The sequence below is a fragment of the Nocardioides sp. Z43_10 genome, from assembly GCF_059766615.1.
In genome coordinates this window covers 92,045-108,935 of the sequence record NZ_JCBAJY010000006.1, presented here as the reverse complement: position 1 = coordinate 108,935, position 16,891 = coordinate 92,045, and the positions used below count along the sequence as shown (strand labels likewise).

Sequence of the window (16,891 nt, the reverse complement as noted above, 5' to 3'; positions counted from 1 at the left end):
CGGCGGCGGGTGAGAGGATGCCCGCATGCCTGGAACCAACCTCACACGGGAGGAGGCGGCCACTCGCGCCGCTCTCCTCGACGTCACGTCCTACGCCATCGACCTGGACCTCACGACGGGTGAGACCACCTTCGGATCGACCACCACGATCCGCTTCTCGTGCACCGAGCCCGGCGCCTCCACCTTCGCCGACCTGGTCGGCGCCACCGTCCACGAGATCACCCTCAACGGCCGCAGCATCGAGCCGGCCGCGGCCTACGCCGACAGCCGCATCCAGCTCGACGACCTGGCGGCCGACAACGAGCTGGTCGTGCGCGCCGACTGTGCCTACAGCCGGACCGGCGAGGGCCTGCACCGCTTCGTCGACCCCGCCGACGACCGGGTCTACCTCTACAGCCAGTTCGAGGTCCCCGACGCCCGCCGCGTGTACACGACCTTCGAGCAGCCCGACCTGAAGTCGGTCTTCACCTTCACCGTCTCCGCGCCGTCCCACTGGAAGGTCGTCTCCAACGCGCCGACGCCGCAGCCGCGCGACGCGGGCGACGGCACGGCCGTGTGGGCGTTCCCCGCCACCGAGCGGATGTCCACCTACATCACCGCCCTGGTGGCCGGCGAGTACCACGAGGTGCGCGACACCTACGAGGGCCGGCACGGCTCGATCTCGCTGGGCCACTTCTGCCGCCAGTCGATCAAGGACCAGCTCGACGTCGACGAGCTCGTCGCGATCACCAAGCAGGGCTTCGCCTTCTTCGAGGAGGCCTTCGACTACCCCTACCCCTTCGGCAAGTACGACCAGCTCTACGTGCCGGAGTACAACATGGGCGCGATGGAGAACGCGGGCTGCGTGACGTTCCGCGACGAGTACCTGCCCCGCTCGCGCCAGGTCCACGCGTTCTACGAGCAGCGCGCCAACACCGTGCTGCACGAGATGGCGCACATGTGGTTCGGCGACCTGGTCACCATGCGCTGGTGGGACGACCTGTGGCTCAACGAGTCCTTCGCCGAGTGGGCCTCGCACCACGCGATGGTCAACGCGACCGAGTACACCGAGGCGTGGACGGGCTTCACCAACGCCCGCAAGAACTGGGCCTACCGCCAGGACCAGCTGCCCTCGACGCACCCGATCGCGGCCGACAACTTCGATCTGGAGGCGGTCGAGGTCAACTTCGACGGCATCACCTACGCCAAGGGCGCCTCGACGCTCAAGCAGCTGGTGGCCTGGGTCGGCATCGAGGAGTTCCTGGCCGGGCTGCGCAGCTACTTCAAGGCCCACGAGTTCGCCAACTCCGAGTTCAGCGACCTGCTCGCGGCCCTGGAGCGGTCCTCCGGGCGTGAGCTGGCGACCTGGGCGCAGGAGTGGCTGCAGACCTCCGGGGTGAACACGCTCAGCCCGGCGTTCGAGCTGGACGCCGACGGGGCCTTCTCCTCGTTCTCGGTCCGGCAGACGGCCGACGAGCAGTTCCCGACGCTGCGCCGCCACCGCATCGGCGTCGGCCTCTACGACCTCGTCGAGGGGCGGCTGGTGCGACGGACCTCCGTCGAGATCGACGTCGCCGGCGCCAGCACCGACGTGCCGGCGCTCGTCGGCGAGCCCCAGCCCGATCTGGTCCTGCTCAACGACGGCGACCTCACCTACGCCAAGATCCGTCTCGATGAGCGCTCGCTGGCGACCGCGGTCGCGCACATCGACAAGGTCGACGACTCCCTCGCCCGTGCCCTGCTCTGGGGCGCCGCCTGGGACATGACCCGCGACGCGGAGATGAGCGCGAGCGACTTCGTCGCGCTGGTGCTGCGCGGCATCGGCACCGAGACCGACCTGACCGCGGTCAGTCGGCTGCCCGTCTACGCCCGCACCGCGGTGAGCTACTATTCCGCCCCCGCGGGTCGCGATGCGCTGGCCGCCCGCTGGGAGCAGGGCCTGCACGAGCTGCTCGACGCCGCCGAGGCCGGCTCCGACCACCAGCTGGCCTTCGCCCGCGCCTTCGCCGCCGCCGCCCACAGCGACGCCGCCCTGGACCGGGTGGCGGGCCTGCTGGAGGGCCGGGTCTCCCTCGAGGGCCTGGCCGTCGACACCGACCTGCGCTGGACGCTGCTCACCACGCTGGCGCGCGAGGGCCGCGCCGACGAGGCGCGGATCCTCGAGGAGGCCGCGCGCGACAACACCATCTCGGGGCAGGAGCGCGCCGCCATGGCGCTCACCGTGCGCCCCACCGCCGAGGCGAAGGCCCAGGCCTGGCGCGACGCGATCGAGCGCGACGACGTGCCGAACGAGACCCAGCGCCAGATCGCCGCGAGCTTCCAGGTGAGCGGTCAGGCCGAGCTGCTCGCGCCGTACCTGGAGAGGTACCTCACGGTCGCCGAGACGATCTGGGAGGACAAGGGCACCCAGCGCGCCTCCACGGCGCTGGAGTACATGTTCCCGATGCCGTTGGTCTCCGAGGAGGTCCTGGCCCGCCTCGACGAGTGGCTGGCGGCCTCGCAGGCCAACCCGGCCGCGAAGCGCTACGTCCGTGAGGGCCGCTCCGACATGGCGCGCGCCCTGGCCGCCCAGCGCAAGGACGCCGGCGCCTGAGCGCAGGCGAAAGCCAAGAACGCGAGCCGCCCCCGTCCAGATCGGACGGGGGCGGCTCGCGTTTCAGGGGGATTCGGCCGGAGCTCAGCCCCGGCGGGCGTGGGCGGCCAGCATCTGGATGCCCCGGCGCAGCCCGCCGACCAGGTCGTCCTGGGCGAAGTCGGAGGTCATCTCCATCGCGGCGAGCTCGGTCTCGGCGTCGCTGAGGTGACGGCGAACCTCGCGGCCGGTCACGATCTCCACCACCCGGGCGTCCGGGTCGACCATGATCAGCACGCTGCGCGCCGGTGCGGCCAGCGTGTTGTGCAGGCTGGTGGCGAAGGCGTGCGGGTCGCCCTCTGCGGTGCCCACGAAGACCGAGAACTCGCAGCGGCTCAGCTCCTCCGCGGTGCGGATGGTGGCATCGATGTCGCGCCGCTCGGCGTCGGTGAAGCGATCACCAGCGGGCACGAGCGCCACCGGCCTGGGACTCGGCGTTGTCGGGGTCGGCTCGCTCGGCGGTCCCCTTGCGGGGTCCACCGAACCACTCGTCGGCGCTGTGGGCGCCGGGCGCCCGCTTGTTGCCGCTCGCCAGCGACGGCAGCATCACCAGCAAGGTGATCACCAGCGCCAGCAGCACCGGCGCGCCGACGATGATGCCGATGGCATCGAGCGTGTTCACGGGCTCGGGGTCGCTCCAGCGCTCGGGGACGTCGGCGAGAGCGGGCGACGCGGTCAGCAGGAGGCCGGCGGTCGCCACCGTCACGACGACAGCGCGGGCGGCACGGCGGGGGGCGGAGGTCTTCGACTGGGCGGTCACGCGGCCAAGGATATCGGCTGATCGCCACGGCGCTCCCCCGCGTCTCCCCGATGGGCTTTCCGGCGCCACTCCCCCGCCCCTCCCGGCTCTTCACCAGCCCACCCCGATACTGGTCGTCATGTTCGGACTGGAGCCTGTCGACCCGTGTGAACCCAACCAAGCCATCTCATGTCGCGCCGTGTGGTGGATGAGCGGCAACGAGACCGCCGCCCAGACCGCGGAGGTACTGCTGGGCAAGCCGACCGCCGTACTGGCCCTGATCCTCTTCGGCCTGCTCGCCCGCTGGGTGCTGCACCGGCTGATCGACCGGGTGGTGGCGCGCGCCGAGGAGGGCGTGCTGCCCAGTCGGGTAAGTCGGATGAGTCTGGGCCAGACGCCCCTGGCCGCGGGGCTGAGCAGCTCTCCGACCAGCCAGCGCCGGGTGCAGCGGACCCGGACCATGGGGTCGCTGCTCAAGAGCATCCTCACCGGTGTCGTCTTCGCGATCACGACCGTGATGGTGATGGCGGAGTTCGGCGTCAACATCACGCCGATCATCGCCAGCGCCGGGATCCTGGGTGTCGCCCTCGGCTTCGGCGCGCAGAGCCTGGTCAAGGACTTCCTCTCGGGCATCTTCATGATCTTCGAGGACCAGTACGGCGTGGGCGACGTGGTCGACCTCGGGGAGGCCAACGGGACCGTGGAGGCGGTGGGCCTGCGGGTCACCCGCCTGCGGGACGTGAACGGGACGGTCTGGTACGTGCGCAACGGCGAGATCCTGCGCGTGGGCAACATGAGCCAGAACTGGGCCCGCTCGGTGATCGACGTCGGTGTCGCCTACCACGAGGACCTGGTCAAGGTGCGCCGCGTGCTCCAGGAGGTCGCCCACGACCTGTGGCAGGACGACGACTTCAAGGGGCTGGTCATCGAGGAGCCCGAGGTGTGGGGCGTCGAGGCGCTCGCCGCCGACGCGGTGACCGTCCGGGTCACGCTGAAGACCGCGCCGATGGAGCAGTGGGCCGTGGCGCGCGAGATGCGCGAGCGGATCAAGGCGCGCTTCGACTACGAGGGCATCGAGATCCCCTTCGCCCAGCGGGTGATCTGGCACCGCGAGGGCGAGGCCGAGGCCCGCCCGGACCCGGCCCGCGACACCCACCACCCCGCCGGCTGAGCGCCCCGGACGACGAAGACGGCCGTCGCCTCCCTGTCGGGGAGGCGACGGCCGTCTTCGTCTCGGCCGGCTCAGGCCAGCGAGGCGTCCAGCGTGATGGTCGTGCCGGCGAGCGCCTGGCTCACCGGGCAGCCGGCCTTGGCGCCCTCGGCCGCCTCCACGAAGGCCTCGGCGGAGATGCCCTCCACGGTGCCGACCACGGTCAGCTTGATGCCCGTGATGCCGGTGCCCGGGGTCAGCTCCACGTCGGCGGTGGTCTGCAGCGACGTGGGCGGCGTGCCGGCCTTCGTCAGCGCCGCCGAGAGCGCCATCGAGAAGCACGACGAGTGGGCGGCCGCGATGAGCTCCTCGGGGCTGGTCTTGCCGTTGGCCTCCTCGGCCCGCGAGGGCCAGGAGACGTCGAAGGTGCCGACGCCCGAGGACTGCAGCGTCACCTTGCCGGCCCCCTCGAGGAGGGTGCCTTCCCAGTTGGTCTGGGCGGTGCGGGTGGTTGCCATCGATCTGACTCCTTGCGTCGGGGACGGGTTGCGCCCCGAGTCTTCCACGTCGCACCCACCCCAGGGGGTCTCGGTCAGGCCCGGTCGGCACAATGGGGCGGGTGAGCACGTTCTACGACGAGGTCGGCGGTTACCCGACGTTCAAGCGCATCGTCGACAGGTTCTACGAGGGTGTCGCCACCGACGAGATCCTGCGTCCGATGTACCCCGAGGAGGACCTCGGGCCGGCGGCTGAGCGCTTCACCAGCTTCCTGGTGCAGTACTGGGGCGGCCCCACCACCTACTCCGAGCAGCGCGGGCACCCGCGGCTGCGGATGCGGCACGCGCCGTACGCGGTGAACCCGGCCTCCAAGGAGCGCTGGCTGCTGCACTTCCGCGAGGGCCTCGACGAGGTCGCGCTGCCGCCGGAGCAGGACGCGCAGCTGTGGGACTACGTCACCCACGCGGCGCAGTTCATGATCAACACCGGGCAGTGACCCGACCGCGGCGCTGACCGGCCCGACCGCCGGCGCTCAGTCGAGCATCAGCCTCTCCACCACCTCGCGCACCTCTTGCGGCGGTGCGGCGGGGCGCTGGGTCTCGGGGTCGAAGAAGACCATCACCACGCGGGCCCGGGCGGCGAGGACGTCCCCGTCCCGGATCTCGGACTCGATCACCATCGAGGTCCGCCCCAGGTGCGTGATCGTGCTCCACACGTCGTAGGGCTCGGGCCGGAACAGGATCGGCACCCGGTACTCCACGTCCGTCTGCGCCACCACCATCCGCAGGCGGGCGATGGTGCGGCCCAGTCCGTGGGAGAGCCGGTCCACGAGCAGGATCCTGGCCTCCTGGAAGTACTCGAAGTACTTCACGTTGTTGACGTGGCCGTAGACGTCGACGTCGGAGAACCGCACGTGCAGGGGGTAATGCCCGAGCTCGCTGGGCCGGACCCCGCCCAGGACCGCCGGCTCCCCCACCGGCGGGTCCTCCAGGAACCCGGCGAGCATCTCCCTCTCCTCGCCCCGCAGCCGGCGTGGGCGCTCCTGCTCGAAGACGTACGGCGTGAGCACGGTGCTGGCGCGCAGGTAGACGTGGCGCCCCTCGGCGGTCTCGTCGAAGATCTCGTAGGACATCGTGAACGTGGCCGCCCGGATGTCGGTGACCCAGCACTCGATGCTCACCGGCGCGAAGCGGAACTTCAGCGGGGAGCGGTAGTGCACCTCGTGGCGCACCACCACGAGGGCCTCGGCGAGCTCACCGGCGGCGCGCTGCGGATCGTGCGTCAACAGCATGTCGACACGCGCCTCCTGCAGGTAGTCGACGTAGGTCACGTTGTTGACGTGGTTGAGCACGTCCATGTCGGCCCATCGCAGGGGGCACTGATAAAGGTGGCGCACACCACGGATGATGGCAGGCCCCCTGGCACTAGGCTGTGACCTGGGTCCCTGTTGGAACACGTTCCACCGAGGCCCGACCCCCCACTTGAACGGAGAATTTGCATGCCTGAGGCAGTGATCGTTTCCGCCGCTCGTTCACCGATCGGCCGAGCGAACAAGGGCTCGCTCAAGGACTTCCGCCCCGATGACCTGGCCGCCCTGATCGTGAAGGCTGCCCTGGACAAGGTGCCCGAGCTCGACCGCAAGACGGTCGACGACCTCTACCTCGGGTGCGGTCTCCCCGGCGGCGAGATGGGCAACAACATGGGACGCATCGTCAACGTCCTCAACGACATGGACGAGGTCCCGGGCGCGACCGTCACCCGGTACTGCGCCTCGTCGGTGCAGACCACGCGGATGGCCTTCCACGCGATCAAGGCCGGCGAGGGTGACGTGTTCATCTCCGCCGGTGTCGAGACGGTGTCCCGCTTCCGCAACGGCACGTCTGACCACATCCCCAACACCCGCAACGCCCTCTTCGACCCTGCCATCGCGCAGACCGAGGAGTACGCGAAGGGCGGCAAGGACTGGCGCGACCCGCGTGAGGACGGCCTGCTGCCCGACGCCTACATCGCGATGGGCCAGACGGCCGAGAACGTCGCTCGGATGCGCGGCCTGAGCCGCAAGGAGCTCGACGAGTTCGGCGTGCGCAGCCAGAACCTCGCCGAGAAGGCGATCGCGGACGGCTTCTGGGCCCGCGAGATCACGCCGATCACCCTGGCCGACGGCACGGTCGTCTCCACCGACGACGGCCCCCGGGCCGGCGTCACCTACGAGGCCGCCTCCCAGCTGCAGCCGGTCTTCCGGCCCGACGGCGTCGTCACCGCCGCCAACTGCTGCCCGCTCAACGACGGCGCCGCGGCGGTCGTGGTGATGTCCGACACCAAGGCCAAGGAGCTGGGGCTGACCCCGCTCGCGCGCATCGTCTCCACCGGTGTCAGCGGCCTGTCGCCGGAGATCATGGGCCTCGGTCCGGTCGAGGCCACCCAGCGCGCCCTCAAGTACGCCGGGATGAGCATCGGCGACATCGACCTGGTCGAGATCAACGAGGCCTTCGCCGCCCAGGTGGTGCCGTCCTACCAGGAGCTCGGCATCGACCTCGACCGGCTCAACATCAACGGCGGCGCGATCGCCGTGGGCCACCCCTTCGGGATGACCGGTGCGCGCCTGCAGAACACGATGATCAACTCGCTGGACTGGCACGACAAGTCCACCGGCCTGATCACCATGTGCGTGGGCGGCGGCCAGGGCATGGCGCTCATCCTCGAGCGGATGGGCTGAGCCCCCAGGCACCGCAACCCAGCTCCACCCGGACGCCCGGCCGTTACCCACGGCCGGGCGTCCGGCGCTTGTGCACATCCCCGGAACGCCGGCGGCGTGCGCTCGGAGCAGTAAACTCCGCGCCATGGCAGACGACACAGAGGTCCGATGGCTCGACGCGGACCAGCAGCGGTCGTGGCGTGCCCTGATCATCGGGAACACCCTGCTGATGGACCGGCTCGACGAGGACCTCCGTCGCGCGTTCGACCTCTCCCTGACCGAGTACGAGATCCTGGTGCGGCTCTCCGAGCGCCCCGGTCGCCAGCTGCGGATGGCGCAGCTCGCCGACGCCCTGCGGCACAGCCGCAGCCGGGTCACCCACACCGTCGCCCGGATGGAGAACGCCGGGCTGGTCGCGCGCACGCAGAGCGCCGACGACGGCCGCGGCATCGTCGCCACGATGACCGACAAGGGCTACGCGCTGCTCGTGCGGGCGGCGCCGGTGCACGTGCGCGGGGTGCGCGAGAACCTCGTCGACCTGGCCGACGAGCAGGACTTCGCCGCGCTCGGCCGGGTGATGGACGCGGTCACCGACCGGCTCATCGGCGGCCACCCCGAGGTCGAGATCCGCTGACCCCGGGGCGGGCGCCGAGCACGGCGCCCGCGCTCAGTCGCGGGTGAGCCGGCGGTGCGTGACGCGGTGCGGGCGGGCCGCCTCGACGCCGAGCCGCTCCACCTTGTTCTCCTCGTAGGCCGCGAAGTTGCCCTCGAACCAGAACCACTGGGCCGAGTCCTCGTCGTCGCCCTCCCAGGCGAGGATGTGGGTCGCGACGCGGTCCAGGAACCACCGGTCGTGCGAGGTGACCACGGCACAGCCGGGGAAGTCGAGCAGCGCGTCCTCGAGCGAGGACAGCGTCTCCACGTCCAGGTCGTTGGTGGGCTCGTCGAGCAGCAGCATGTTGCCGCCCATCTTCAGCGTCAGCGCCAGGTTGAGCCGGTTGCGCTCACCACCGGAGAGGACACCGGACTTCTTCTGCTGGTCGGGGCCCTTGAAGCCGAAGGACGCCACGTAGGCGCGCGAGTTCATCTCGAAGTTGGCGACCTTGATGAAGTCCAGCCCGTCGGAGACGACCTCCCAGACGTTCTTCTGCGGGTCGATGCCGCCGCGGCTCTGGTCGACGTAGGAGATCTTCACGGTCTGCCCGACGGTGAGCTTGCCCGCGTCGGGCTCCTCCTGCCCGGTGATCATCCGGAACAGCGTGGTCTTGCCGACGCCGTTGGGGCCGATCACGCCGACGATGCCGGCCCGCGGCAGGGAGAAGGACAGGTCGTTGATCAGGATCCGGTCCCCGAAGCCCTTGGTCAGACCCTCCGCCTCGAGCACCACGTCGCCCAGGCGCGGGCCAGCGGGGATGTTGATCTCGGAGGTGTCGATCTTGCGCATCCGGTCCGCCTCGGCCGCCATCTCCTCGTAGCGCGCCAGACGCGACTTGCTCTTGGTCTGGCGGGCCTTGGCGTTCGAGCGCACCCAGGCCAGCTCGCGCTCGAGCATCTTGGCGCGCTTGGCGTCCTTCTGGCCCTCGATCTTGAGGCGATCCTTCTTGGTCTCCAGGTAGGTGGAGTAGTTGCCCTCGTAGCCGTGGATCTGGCCGCGGTCGACCTCGGCGATCCACTCGGCCACGTTGTCGAGGAAGTACCGGTCGTGGGTGACCGCGAGGACGGCGCCAGGGTAGGTCTTGAGGTGTCCCTCCAGCCACTGCACGGACTCCGCGTCGAGGTGGTTGGTGGGCTCGTCGAGCAGCAGCAGGGACGGCTGCTGGAGCAGCAGCTTGCACAGCGCGACGCGGCGGCGCTCACCACCGGAGAGGTTGTCGACGATCGCGTCCGGCGGGGGGCAGCGCAGCGCGTCCATCGCCTGGTCGAGTCGGCTGTCGAGGTCCCAGGCGTTCGCGTGGTCGAGGTCGGTCTGCAGGTCGCCCATCTCGGCCAGGAGCGTGTCGTAGTCGGCGTCGGGCTGCCCGAGCTCCTCGGAGATCGCGTTGTAGCGATCGAGCTTGCCCTTGATCTCGGCGACCGCCTCCTCGACGTTCTCCAGGACCGTCTTGCCCTCGCTCAGCGGCGGCTCCTGCTGGAGCATGCCGACCGTCGCCTCGGGGTCGATGATCGCGTCACCGTTGTTGGGGCGGTCGAGCCCGGCCATGATCTTGAGCAGCGACGACTTGCCGGCGCCGTTGGGACCGACGACACCGATCTTCGCGCCGTGCAGGAACGACATGGTCACGTTGTCGAGGACGACCTTGTCGCCGTGGGCCTTGCGCACATTGCGCAGAGTGAACACATATTCCGCCATGACAGACGAGCCTACGGTCCGCGCCCCTCTCGACTCCAACCGGGCGTCCCTGCACGGCGCCGCAGCCGCGACGCCCGCGCTCAGGCGGCCGGGCTGTCGGCCGCCGGCTGGGCCACCACCTCCCCGTGGGCGTCGAGGTTCGGCCCGCCCTCGTCGTAGGAGTGGATCACCTCGCGGACCGGGCCCTGGTCGACGCCGGGGGTCAGCTCGTTGCGGGGCGCCCGGACGAACGACGAGGTGCCCTTGGCCAGGTCGTGGCCCACCGACGTGGCGACCACCACGTAGCGCGTCGAGGTCTGGCCGTCCTCGCGCTGCCACACGTCGGCCTCGAGCCGGCCGTGCACGACCACCGGGTCGCCGTTGCGCACCGAGCTCTCCACGTGCGTGGCCAGGGCGCGCCAGGCCTTGACCGTGTACCAGGCGGTCTGCCCGTTCTCCCACTGCCCGCCGCGGAAGCGGCGCGGGGTGCTGCCGACCCGGAACGAGGCGACCTGCACTCCCCCGCCCACCTCGGTGAGCGTGACCTCGCTGCCGACCCAGCCCTGGAACGTGATGTAGGTGTCGTTCATCCTCGTGTCTCCTTCGCATCTCGATGGCGGATGCGGATCAGACTCGTCGACGAACCCGGGCCGTGGGAGGCACGCTGCGCCGGCTGTGGAGAACTCCGTGCTGCCCGGCGGCTGTGGACGCCCGGTGGCTACTTCAGCGCGCGGGCCAGCTGGGCACGCAGCTCGGTGTAGACCTCGAGCTCGCGCTCGACCGGCCCGACCACGAGCTCCTCGGCCACCTGGTGGATGCCCTCACGGAGCCGGCGGTCCGCGGACCTGGCGCGGCGTCGCGCCGTCGCCTCGACCAGCACCCGGCACACCAGGGCCAGCACGATCCCCAGCGCCACTCCCCCCAGCAGCAGCAGCGTGGGCAGTGCCAGGCCGGTCACCTCAGGAGCGGAGACGTCGATCTGGAGATAGCCCATCACCGCCAGCGCCAGCAGCCAGACGCCACCCACCAGGGCGGTCAGCATCAGCAGCCACTGCAGGACACGGACCAGGTTGGCCCAGATCGGGACGCGCCCCGCTCCGAGGTCGGTGCTGGCCAGCGTGGCGTCGAGACGGTCGCCCAGCTCGGGGAGGTGGGCGACCGAGGCCCCCCGGATCGACGCTGCCCACGGCGGCGCCAGACCGGCCGAGACGTCGTCGGCCACCCGGCGCACGGCGGCGTCGACGCGGGCCCGCTGGACCTGGGTCGCCTCCGGCACCGACGTCCGGGCCAGGCCCGAGAGCTCCTTGCCGGCGCTGCCGAGGTCGAGATGCAGGCGCTTGAGCGGGTCGGGGCGCAGGCGGGAGAACCAGGAGACCACCGGCCACCCGGTCGCGCGGGCGGCGCGCCGACGGGTCGAGGTCTTGACGGCGTCGACGACGGTCGGCACCCCGGCGGCGTCGGCGAGGGCGTCGTCGAGCTCGGCGACGCGCTGCTTGGGCAGCTGGCGAGCCTGCGCGGACCCGGAGGCGTCACTGAGCCGCTCCGCGGCGGTGCGCAGGTCCGCGGCCAGGCGTGCCCGGGTGGCCTTCTTCGCCTTCACCCGCGAGGCGATCTCGCCCTTGAGCTCGTCGACGCCCCAGCCCTCGCGGGCGCTGAGCCCGATCACCGGGACGTCGTGCAGCCCGTCGGCCTCGAGCAGGCGGCGTACGTCGTCGAGCATGCCGGCGCGACGGGCCTCGGGAACGGAATCGAGGTGGTTGAGGACCACCACCATCACCTCGCCGTGCTGGCTCAGCGGCGCGAGGTAGCGCTCGTGGATCGCCGCGTCGGCGTACTTCTGCGGGTCGAGCACCCAGACCAGCAGATCGGCGAGCTCGACGAGGCGGTCCACCTCGAGGTGGTGGGAGACCTCGGTCGAGTCGTGGTCGGGCAGGTCCAGCAGGACCACGCCGTCGAGGGCGTTGCCCTCGCGCTTGGTGTCCAGCATGGAGTCGCGGGTGGTCTGGTGCCGCTCCGGGATGCCGAGCCACTCGAGCAGCTCGGTGGCGCCCTCCCGGCCCCAGATGCACGCCGTGGCCCACGAGGTGGTGGGACGGCGCACGCCGGTCGCGGACAGCTCCAGGCCGGTGAGGGCGTTGAAGGTCGAGGACTTGCCGGAGCCGGTGGCGCCGGCGATGGCGACCACGGTGTGGTCGGCGGAGAGACGCAGACGTCCGGTGGCCTTCTCGACCGTCGCCGCGGCCGCGTCGACGAGCCCGTCGTCGAGGCGCCCCCGAGCCAGCGCGACGGCGGACTCGAGCGACTCGACCCGTGCGCCGATGTCGGTACTCCGGGTGACCAGATTCTTGGCCCCCTCGAGCAAGGACGTCATGTTCTCCCTCGAAGCTTCGGTGATGCGTGCCTGGCCACCCTATGTGCTCAGCTGTGCTCACCCGAACGCTGGACGGCGGCGAAGCGCAGGTCGTCCACGGCACGGGCCGCCGCACGCACGTTGTCGGCCGCCTTCGCCTCGATGGCCAGCGAGTCCAGGAGGTCGGTGTAGCGGGCGCGCTCGCGCTCCAGCAGCTCAGCGACGCGCCGCTCGAGGTCGATGCGAGCCCGGTCGGCGAGGGTCCGGACGCTCTGGTCCCCGAAGACGGCCTCGAGCAGCTTCTGGCCCAGCAGCGCCGACCCGCCGGCGATCCCGACCTCCGCGACCACCAGGGCGCCACCGGTGCTGGCGAAGACCACGACCATCAGGGCGACCGAGAGCCCGTTCACCCCGTAGGCCAGGAACCGCGCGGTCGAGCGCTTGTCGGCGCCCTCGGTGCGGACCATCTCCACCACGCCCTGCTGCCAGTCGCGTACGGCGCGCTCGGCGAGGCGACGGAACTCACGCGAGGCACGGGCCAGATCCTCACCGGCGTCGGCGAGCAGCGCCTCGCCGGAGGCCAGCGAGCGCCACGACCCGGCGGCGCGCTCGGCAGCGGCCTCCGCGTGCTCGAGCAGCAGCGTCTCCAGTCCGGACTCCACCGCGACCGTGACCCGCTCGGCCTGCTGCGGCTTGCCCTTGACCGCGTTGACGATCCGGTCGCGCAGCCAGCCGACCTTGTTCTCCAGCGACTTCAGCAGCTCTCCGGTGCCGACGAACTCCTGCCAGCGGGCGAGCACCTCCCCGCGCAGCAGGGTGCCGTCGGCGGTGGCCCGGGAGATGTCGTCCTGTGCGGCGTCGTAGGCCTCGTCGACGTCGGCCCGAAGCCGCTGGAAGGCGGCCACCTGCTCACCGGCGCCGTCGGCGATCGCGTGGCTGCGGCGGGCCAGCGTGCGGATCGCGCCCTGGAGGGTCTGCCGGACCACGTCGGCGCGGGCATCGGCGTCGGCGGCCAGCGAGTCGAGCCATCCTCGGATGTCCTCGACCTCCTCGGGCGCCAGCAGGCCGTCCTGGTCCAGGGCCCCCTCGTGCACGGTGAACAGCGGGGAGTCCTTCAGCCCGCGGCTGGCCAGCATCCGCGCCAGGTGGATCGACACCGTCTCGACGGCCTCGGGGGCGGTGCGGTCGAGCACGATCGCCACCGCCGTCGAGCGCTCCGCGGCCTGACGCAGGAAGCCCCACGGCACCTGGTCGGCGTAGCGCGCCGCGCTGGTCACGAACAGCCACAGGTCACCGGCGGCCAGGAGCTGCGCGGCGAGGCTCCGATTGCGCTCCTCGACGGAGTCGATGTCGGGTGCGTCCAGGATCGCCAGGCCGGGCGGGATCGTGTCGGAGGCCACCAGCTGCAGGGCGCTCGGGTCGTTGGTGCTGCGCTCGACGCGCTCGAGGTCGGGCAGCAGCCGGTCCTGGCCGAACCAGTGTCCGTCCGCGGGGTTGTGCACCAGCACCGGCGACCGGGTGGTCGGGCGCAGCAGGCCGGGCTCGGTGACCCGTCGCCCGACCAGCGAGTTGACCAGCGTCGACTTGCCGGCGCCCGTCGACCCGCCGACCACCGCGAGCAGCGGCGCGTCGATGGTCATCAGCCGCGGGATCACGTAGTCCTCGAGCTGGTCGACCATCTCGGCCCGGGCCGCGCGCAGCTCCTCCACCCGGGGGATCTCCAGCGGCAGCCGGGCTCCCTGCAGCGTGCTGCGCAGGCGCACCAGCGCGGTGAGCATCCGGTTCGCGTCGCGCGACTCGGCTGTCCTGGCGCCGGGTCCCGCCTGCGTCCTGCTCGGCGGGTCAGGCTGATCGGTCATCGGGGAGGTACCACCTGTCCGGGGAAGGAGATGAAGGGTCGCACGGCGGAGAGCCGTGCGGCGAAGTCGGCGCCGCGAGCGGCGAAGTCGGGCGGAGGCGTGCCGCGCAGGTAGCGGTGGTGCAGGAAGCCGAGCTCCACCGCTGCCTGCTGATACTCGCGCATGGCCCCCTCGGCCGCGGGGCCGCCCAGGCTCCGGGCGAACGCGCGGGCCCGGCGACGCGCCGCCAGGTTGACCAGCCAGCCGATGTCGGTGGCCGGCAGCAGGCCCCGGGCGCTGGCGTCGAGCAGCGCGGACGCCAGCAGCCGCTCCTCGGAGGTGCGCGCCCAGATCGCCAGGCAGACGAGCCCGACGAACACCGGCACCATCACCGCCACATAGGTCGCGACGAAGCTGCCGAACCCGTCGATGGTCGAGACGTTCCACAACGCGTGCGTAGCCACGGCCAGCAGGTACCCCGTCACCGGCGCCATCACCCGGGTCGCGCCCGAGCGCGCGTTGACCGCGATGCCGACGCCGATCCCGGTGAACGCGGTGAACAGCGGGTGGGCGAACGGGCTGACCAGGCACCGGACCACGAAGGTCCCGGTCACCGCCTCGGTGCCGCCGGGCCCGAGCCCGTCCGTCCCGTCGTACGCCGCGGCCAGGTAGAGGATGTTCTCCACGAACGCGAAGCCGATGCCGACCATCCCGGCGTAGACGATGCCGTCGAGGACGCCGTCCAGCTCGTGGCGACGCCACCACAGCAGCAGGAGCAGGAACGCCCCCTTGGTGGCCTCCTCGGTCACCGGGGCCACCACCGCGAGGCTCTCCGCCTGGGAGAACCCGGCCACCAGCCCACCGACGCCGCCGAGGAGCAACGACGCCGCGGTCGCCACGAACGCGCCCCAGGCGAGGCCCAGCGCCAGCAGCGAGCGGGGCTCCGGCTCGTAGCGGTCGAGCCAGAGGTAGCAGCCCACCAGCGGCACCACCGGGAGCGCCGCGAGCAGCGTCGCCAGGAACAGCGTGGAGGGGGCCCCGGACAGCAGAATGATCACCGCCATCGGGAGGGCGCACAGCACGACCAGCACCGCCACGACGGCCGTGAAGACGACGTTGTCGCGGCGACGCACGGGCATGGGCGAAGCCTAACGGAGCCCTCGGGGGCGCGGCGTAGAGTGAGGTGGGTGAGCGACATGACCTCCAGCGAGCCCACCGATCCCGCCGTCACGCCCGAATCCGAGGTGGTGGCGCAGAACGCGACGGAGTCGCACGATCCCGCGGTGCCGGAGGCCTACGCCGCGTTCATGCGCACCGGCTGGGGCGACCGTGAGCTCGACCTGCCGCCGCATCCCGTCGCGGCCTGGGCCGCGGCGCGGCGCCGGCGGCTGAGCGACGCCTTCCCCGGCGAGCGGCTGGTGCTGCCGGCCGGGACGTTCAAGGTCCGCGCCAACGACACCGACTACCGCTTCCGCCCCGACACCGCGCACACCTACTTCTGCGGCAACCAGACCACCGACGCGGTCCTGGTCCTCGACGACCAGGAGGCGGTGCTGTTCGCGCGCCCCCGCTCCAGCCGGGACAGCGACGAGTTCTTCCGCGACCGCCAGTACGGCGAGCTGTGGGCCGGCCGTCGCCCGTCGCTGCACGAGATGGCGTCGTCCCTGGGGATCGCGGTGCGCCACCTCGACGAGCTGCCCCGGGTGCTCGAGGCCACCGGGAAGACCCGGGTGCACCGCGGCGTCGACCACCGGGTGGACTCCCTGGTGGCGCCCGACGAGAGCCGCGACGGCGAGCTGGCCCGGGTGATCTCCGAGATGCGCCTGATCAAGGACGAGTGGGAGGTCGCCGAGCTGCAGTCGGCCTGCGACATCACCGCGCTCGGCTTCGAGGACTCCCTGCGCGACTGGGACAACGTGCTGCGCTACGGGGAGCGCTGGGTGGAGGGCACCTTCTTCCGCCGGGCCCGCGCGATGGGCAACGACATCGGCTACGACTCGATCGTCGGCGGCGGTCGCCACGCCACCACGCTGCACTGGATCGACAACACCGGTCCGATGGTCCCCGGCGAGCTGGCGCTGCTGGACATGGGCGTCGAGGGCACCAACCTCTACACCGCCGACGTGACCCGCACCCTGCCGATCTCGGGGACGTTCACGCCCCTGCAGCGCGACCTCTACACGCTGGTGCTCCAGGCCCAGCAGGCGGGGATCGACGCCGTCCGGCCCGGCACCCCCTTCCTCGGCGCCCACCAGGCGGCGATGGGCGTGCTCGCCCACGGCCTGGAGGACCTCGGCCTGCTTCCGGTCCCGGCGCAGGAGGCGCTCGACCCCGACAGCCGGGTCTACGCCCGCTGGACCCTGCACGGCACCAGCCACATGCTCGGCATGGACGTGCACGACTGCGGGCGCGCCGCGGTCGAGGTCTACCCCAAGGGCGACCTCGCCGCGGGGATGGTGCTCACGGTCGAGCCCGGCCTGTACTTCCAGGAGGACGACCTGCTGGTGCCCGAGGAGCTGCGCGGCATCGGCATCCGGATCGAGGACGACATCCTGGTCACCCAGGACGGGTCGCGGAACCTGTCGGAGTCGCTGCCGCGGGAGGCGGGCGCGGTCGAGGAGTGGATGGCCCGGCTGCGCGGCTGAGCCCCCCGGAAACGGTGCGCGTCTCGAGCCGACTCC

The 16,891-nt window shown here is 71.5% G+C and carries 15 protein-coding genes; 6 read left to right on the top strand and 9 right to left on the bottom strand.

Translation table 11 applies throughout. The features are described from left to right. Positions 1-25: 25 nt before the first annotated feature. Positions 26-2,572 (top strand): aminopeptidase N, encoded by a 2,547-nt coding sequence (gene pepN, locus AC6EI4_RS12520; protein WP_498424233.1) that lies wholly within the window; start codon positions 26-28, stop codon positions 2,570-2,572. A gap of 84 nt (positions 2,573-2,656) precedes the next feature. On the opposite strand, the gene AC6EI4_RS12515 is transcribed toward pepN, so the two are convergent. Together AC6EI4_RS12515 and AC6EI4_RS12510 are read right to left on the bottom strand one after the other, a co-directional pair. Then, positions 2,657-3,022 (bottom strand): DUF5130 family protein, encoded by a 366-nt coding sequence (locus AC6EI4_RS12515; protein WP_498424234.1) that lies wholly within the window; start codon positions 3,020-3,022, stop codon positions 2,657-2,659. Beyond that, entirely contained in the window at positions 3,009-3,371 is a 363-nt protein-coding gene (locus AC6EI4_RS12510; RefSeq protein ID WP_498424235.1) for a hypothetical protein, read from the bottom strand. The genes AC6EI4_RS12515 and AC6EI4_RS12510 overlap by 14 nt, the downstream gene beginning before the upstream one ends. Positions 3,372-3,558: 187 nt before the next feature. Here AC6EI4_RS12510 and AC6EI4_RS12505 point away from each other — a divergent pair, with 187 nt between their 5' ends. Next, positions 3,559-4,521 (top strand): mechanosensitive ion channel family protein, encoded by a 963-nt coding sequence (locus AC6EI4_RS12505; RefSeq protein WP_498424236.1) that lies wholly within the window; start codon positions 3,559-3,561, stop codon positions 4,519-4,521. A 71-nt stretch (positions 4,522-4,592) separates the two neighbouring features. On the opposite strand, the gene AC6EI4_RS12500 is transcribed toward AC6EI4_RS12505, so the two are convergent. Further along, entirely contained in the window at positions 4,593-5,018 is a 426-nt protein-coding gene (locus AC6EI4_RS12500) for an OsmC family peroxiredoxin (protein WP_498424237.1), read from the bottom strand. Positions 5,019-5,110: 92 nt separating this feature from the next. Between AC6EI4_RS12500 and AC6EI4_RS12495 the strand changes: the two genes are divergently transcribed. Beyond that, on the top strand, positions 5,111-5,494 hold the full coding sequence (locus AC6EI4_RS12495; RefSeq protein WP_498424238.1) for a globin: 384 nt from the start codon (positions 5,111-5,113) through the stop codon (positions 5,492-5,494). A gap of 36 nt (positions 5,495-5,530) precedes the next feature. Here the strand turns inward: AC6EI4_RS12495 and AC6EI4_RS12490 are convergent, their stop codons facing one another. After that, on the bottom strand, positions 5,531-6,394 hold the full coding sequence (locus AC6EI4_RS12490) for an acyl-CoA thioesterase (RefSeq protein WP_498451660.1): 864 nt from the start codon (positions 6,392-6,394) through the stop codon (positions 5,531-5,533). 102 nt (positions 6,395-6,496) lie between these two features. On the opposite strand from AC6EI4_RS12490, the gene AC6EI4_RS12485 reads away from it, so the two are divergent. Both AC6EI4_RS12485 and AC6EI4_RS12480 read left to right on the top strand, forming a co-directional pair. Then, positions 6,497-7,714, top strand: coding sequence for an acetyl-CoA C-acetyltransferase (locus AC6EI4_RS12485; protein ID WP_498424241.1), 1,218 nt, complete (start codon positions 6,497-6,499; stop codon positions 7,712-7,714). 124 nt (positions 7,715-7,838) lie between these two features. Continuing rightward, positions 7,839-8,327, top strand: a complete 489-nt coding sequence (locus tag AC6EI4_RS12480; RefSeq protein WP_498424242.1) for a MarR family winged helix-turn-helix transcriptional regulator — start codon at positions 7,839-7,841, stop codon at positions 8,325-8,327. 33 nt (positions 8,328-8,360) lie between these two features. Here AC6EI4_RS12480 and ettA read toward each other — a convergent pair whose 3' ends face one another. From ettA to AC6EI4_RS12455, 5 genes are all read right to left on the bottom strand, one after another. Beyond that, positions 8,361-10,043, bottom strand: a complete 1,683-nt coding sequence (ettA, locus tag AC6EI4_RS12475) for an energy-dependent translational throttle protein EttA (protein ID WP_498424243.1) — start codon at positions 10,041-10,043, stop codon at positions 8,361-8,363. 80 nt (positions 10,044-10,123) lie between these two features. Then, entirely contained in the window at positions 10,124-10,612 is a 489-nt protein-coding gene (locus tag AC6EI4_RS12470) for a single-stranded DNA-binding protein (RefSeq protein WP_498424244.1), read from the bottom strand. A gap of 128 nt (positions 10,613-10,740) precedes the next feature. Then, a complete protein-coding gene (locus AC6EI4_RS12465; protein ID WP_498451659.1) occupies positions 10,741-12,393 on the bottom strand; it encodes a GTPase in 1,653 nt (550 codons plus the stop codon). Between the two features lie 47 nt (positions 12,394-12,440). Then, positions 12,441-14,231, bottom strand: coding sequence for a dynamin family protein (locus AC6EI4_RS12460; RefSeq protein WP_498451658.1), 1,791 nt, complete (start codon positions 14,229-14,231; stop codon positions 12,441-12,443). Then, the gene (locus tag AC6EI4_RS12455; RefSeq protein WP_498451657.1) at positions 14,228-15,349 is read right to left on the bottom strand and encodes a PrsW family intramembrane metalloprotease; all 1,122 of its coding nucleotides are present in this window, start codon (positions 15,347-15,349) and stop codon (positions 14,228-14,230) included. Before AC6EI4_RS12455 ends, AC6EI4_RS12460 begins: the two co-directional genes overlap by 4 nt. Positions 15,350-15,406: 57 nt before the next feature. On the opposite strand from AC6EI4_RS12455, the gene AC6EI4_RS12450 reads away from it, so the two are divergent. Beyond that, complete coding sequence (locus AC6EI4_RS12450) at positions 15,407-16,855, top strand: aminopeptidase P family protein (RefSeq protein ID WP_498451759.1); 1,449 nt, start codon at positions 15,407-15,409, stop codon at positions 16,853-16,855. Positions 16,856-16,891 lie beyond the last annotated feature (36 nt).

Coding starts and splice junctions, on each gene's coding strand:
- pepN (WP_498424233.1), top strand. CDS start 26: ATGCCTGGAACCAACCTCACACGGGAGGAGGCGGCCACTCGCGCCGCT.
- AC6EI4_RS12505 (WP_498424236.1), top strand. CDS start 3,559: ATGAGCGGCAACGAGACCGCCGCCCAGACCGCGGAGGTACTGCTGGGC.
- AC6EI4_RS12500 (WP_498424237.1), bottom strand. CDS start 5,018: ATGGCAACCACCCGCACCGCCCAGACCAACTGGGAAGGCACCCTCCTC.
- AC6EI4_RS12495 (WP_498424238.1), top strand. CDS start 5,111: ATGGGGCGGGTGAGCACGTTCTACGACGAGGTCGGCGGTTACCCGACG.
- AC6EI4_RS12485 (WP_498424241.1), top strand. CDS start 6,497: ATGCCTGAGGCAGTGATCGTTTCCGCCGCTCGTTCACCGATCGGCCGA.
- AC6EI4_RS12480 (WP_498424242.1), top strand. CDS start 7,839: ATGGCAGACGACACAGAGGTCCGATGGCTCGACGCGGACCAGCAGCGG.
- ettA (WP_498424243.1), bottom strand. CDS start 10,043: ATGGCGGAATATGTGTTCACTCTGCGCAATGTGCGCAAGGCCCACGGC.
- AC6EI4_RS12470 (WP_498424244.1), bottom strand. CDS start 10,612: ATGAACGACACCTACATCACGTTCCAGGGCTGGGTCGGCAGCGAGGTC.
- AC6EI4_RS12465 (WP_498451659.1), bottom strand. CDS start 12,393: ATGACGTCCTTGCTCGAGGGGGCCAAGAATCTGGTCACCCGGAGTACC.
- AC6EI4_RS12460 (WP_498451658.1), bottom strand. CDS start 14,231: ATGACCGATCAGCCTGACCCGCCGAGCAGGACGCAGGCGGGACCCGGC.
- AC6EI4_RS12455 (WP_498451657.1), bottom strand. CDS start 15,349: ATGCCCGTGCGTCGCCGCGACAACGTCGTCTTCACGGCCGTCGTGGCG.
- AC6EI4_RS12450 (WP_498451759.1), top strand. CDS start 15,407: ATGACCTCCAGCGAGCCCACCGATCCCGCCGTCACGCCCGAATCCGAG.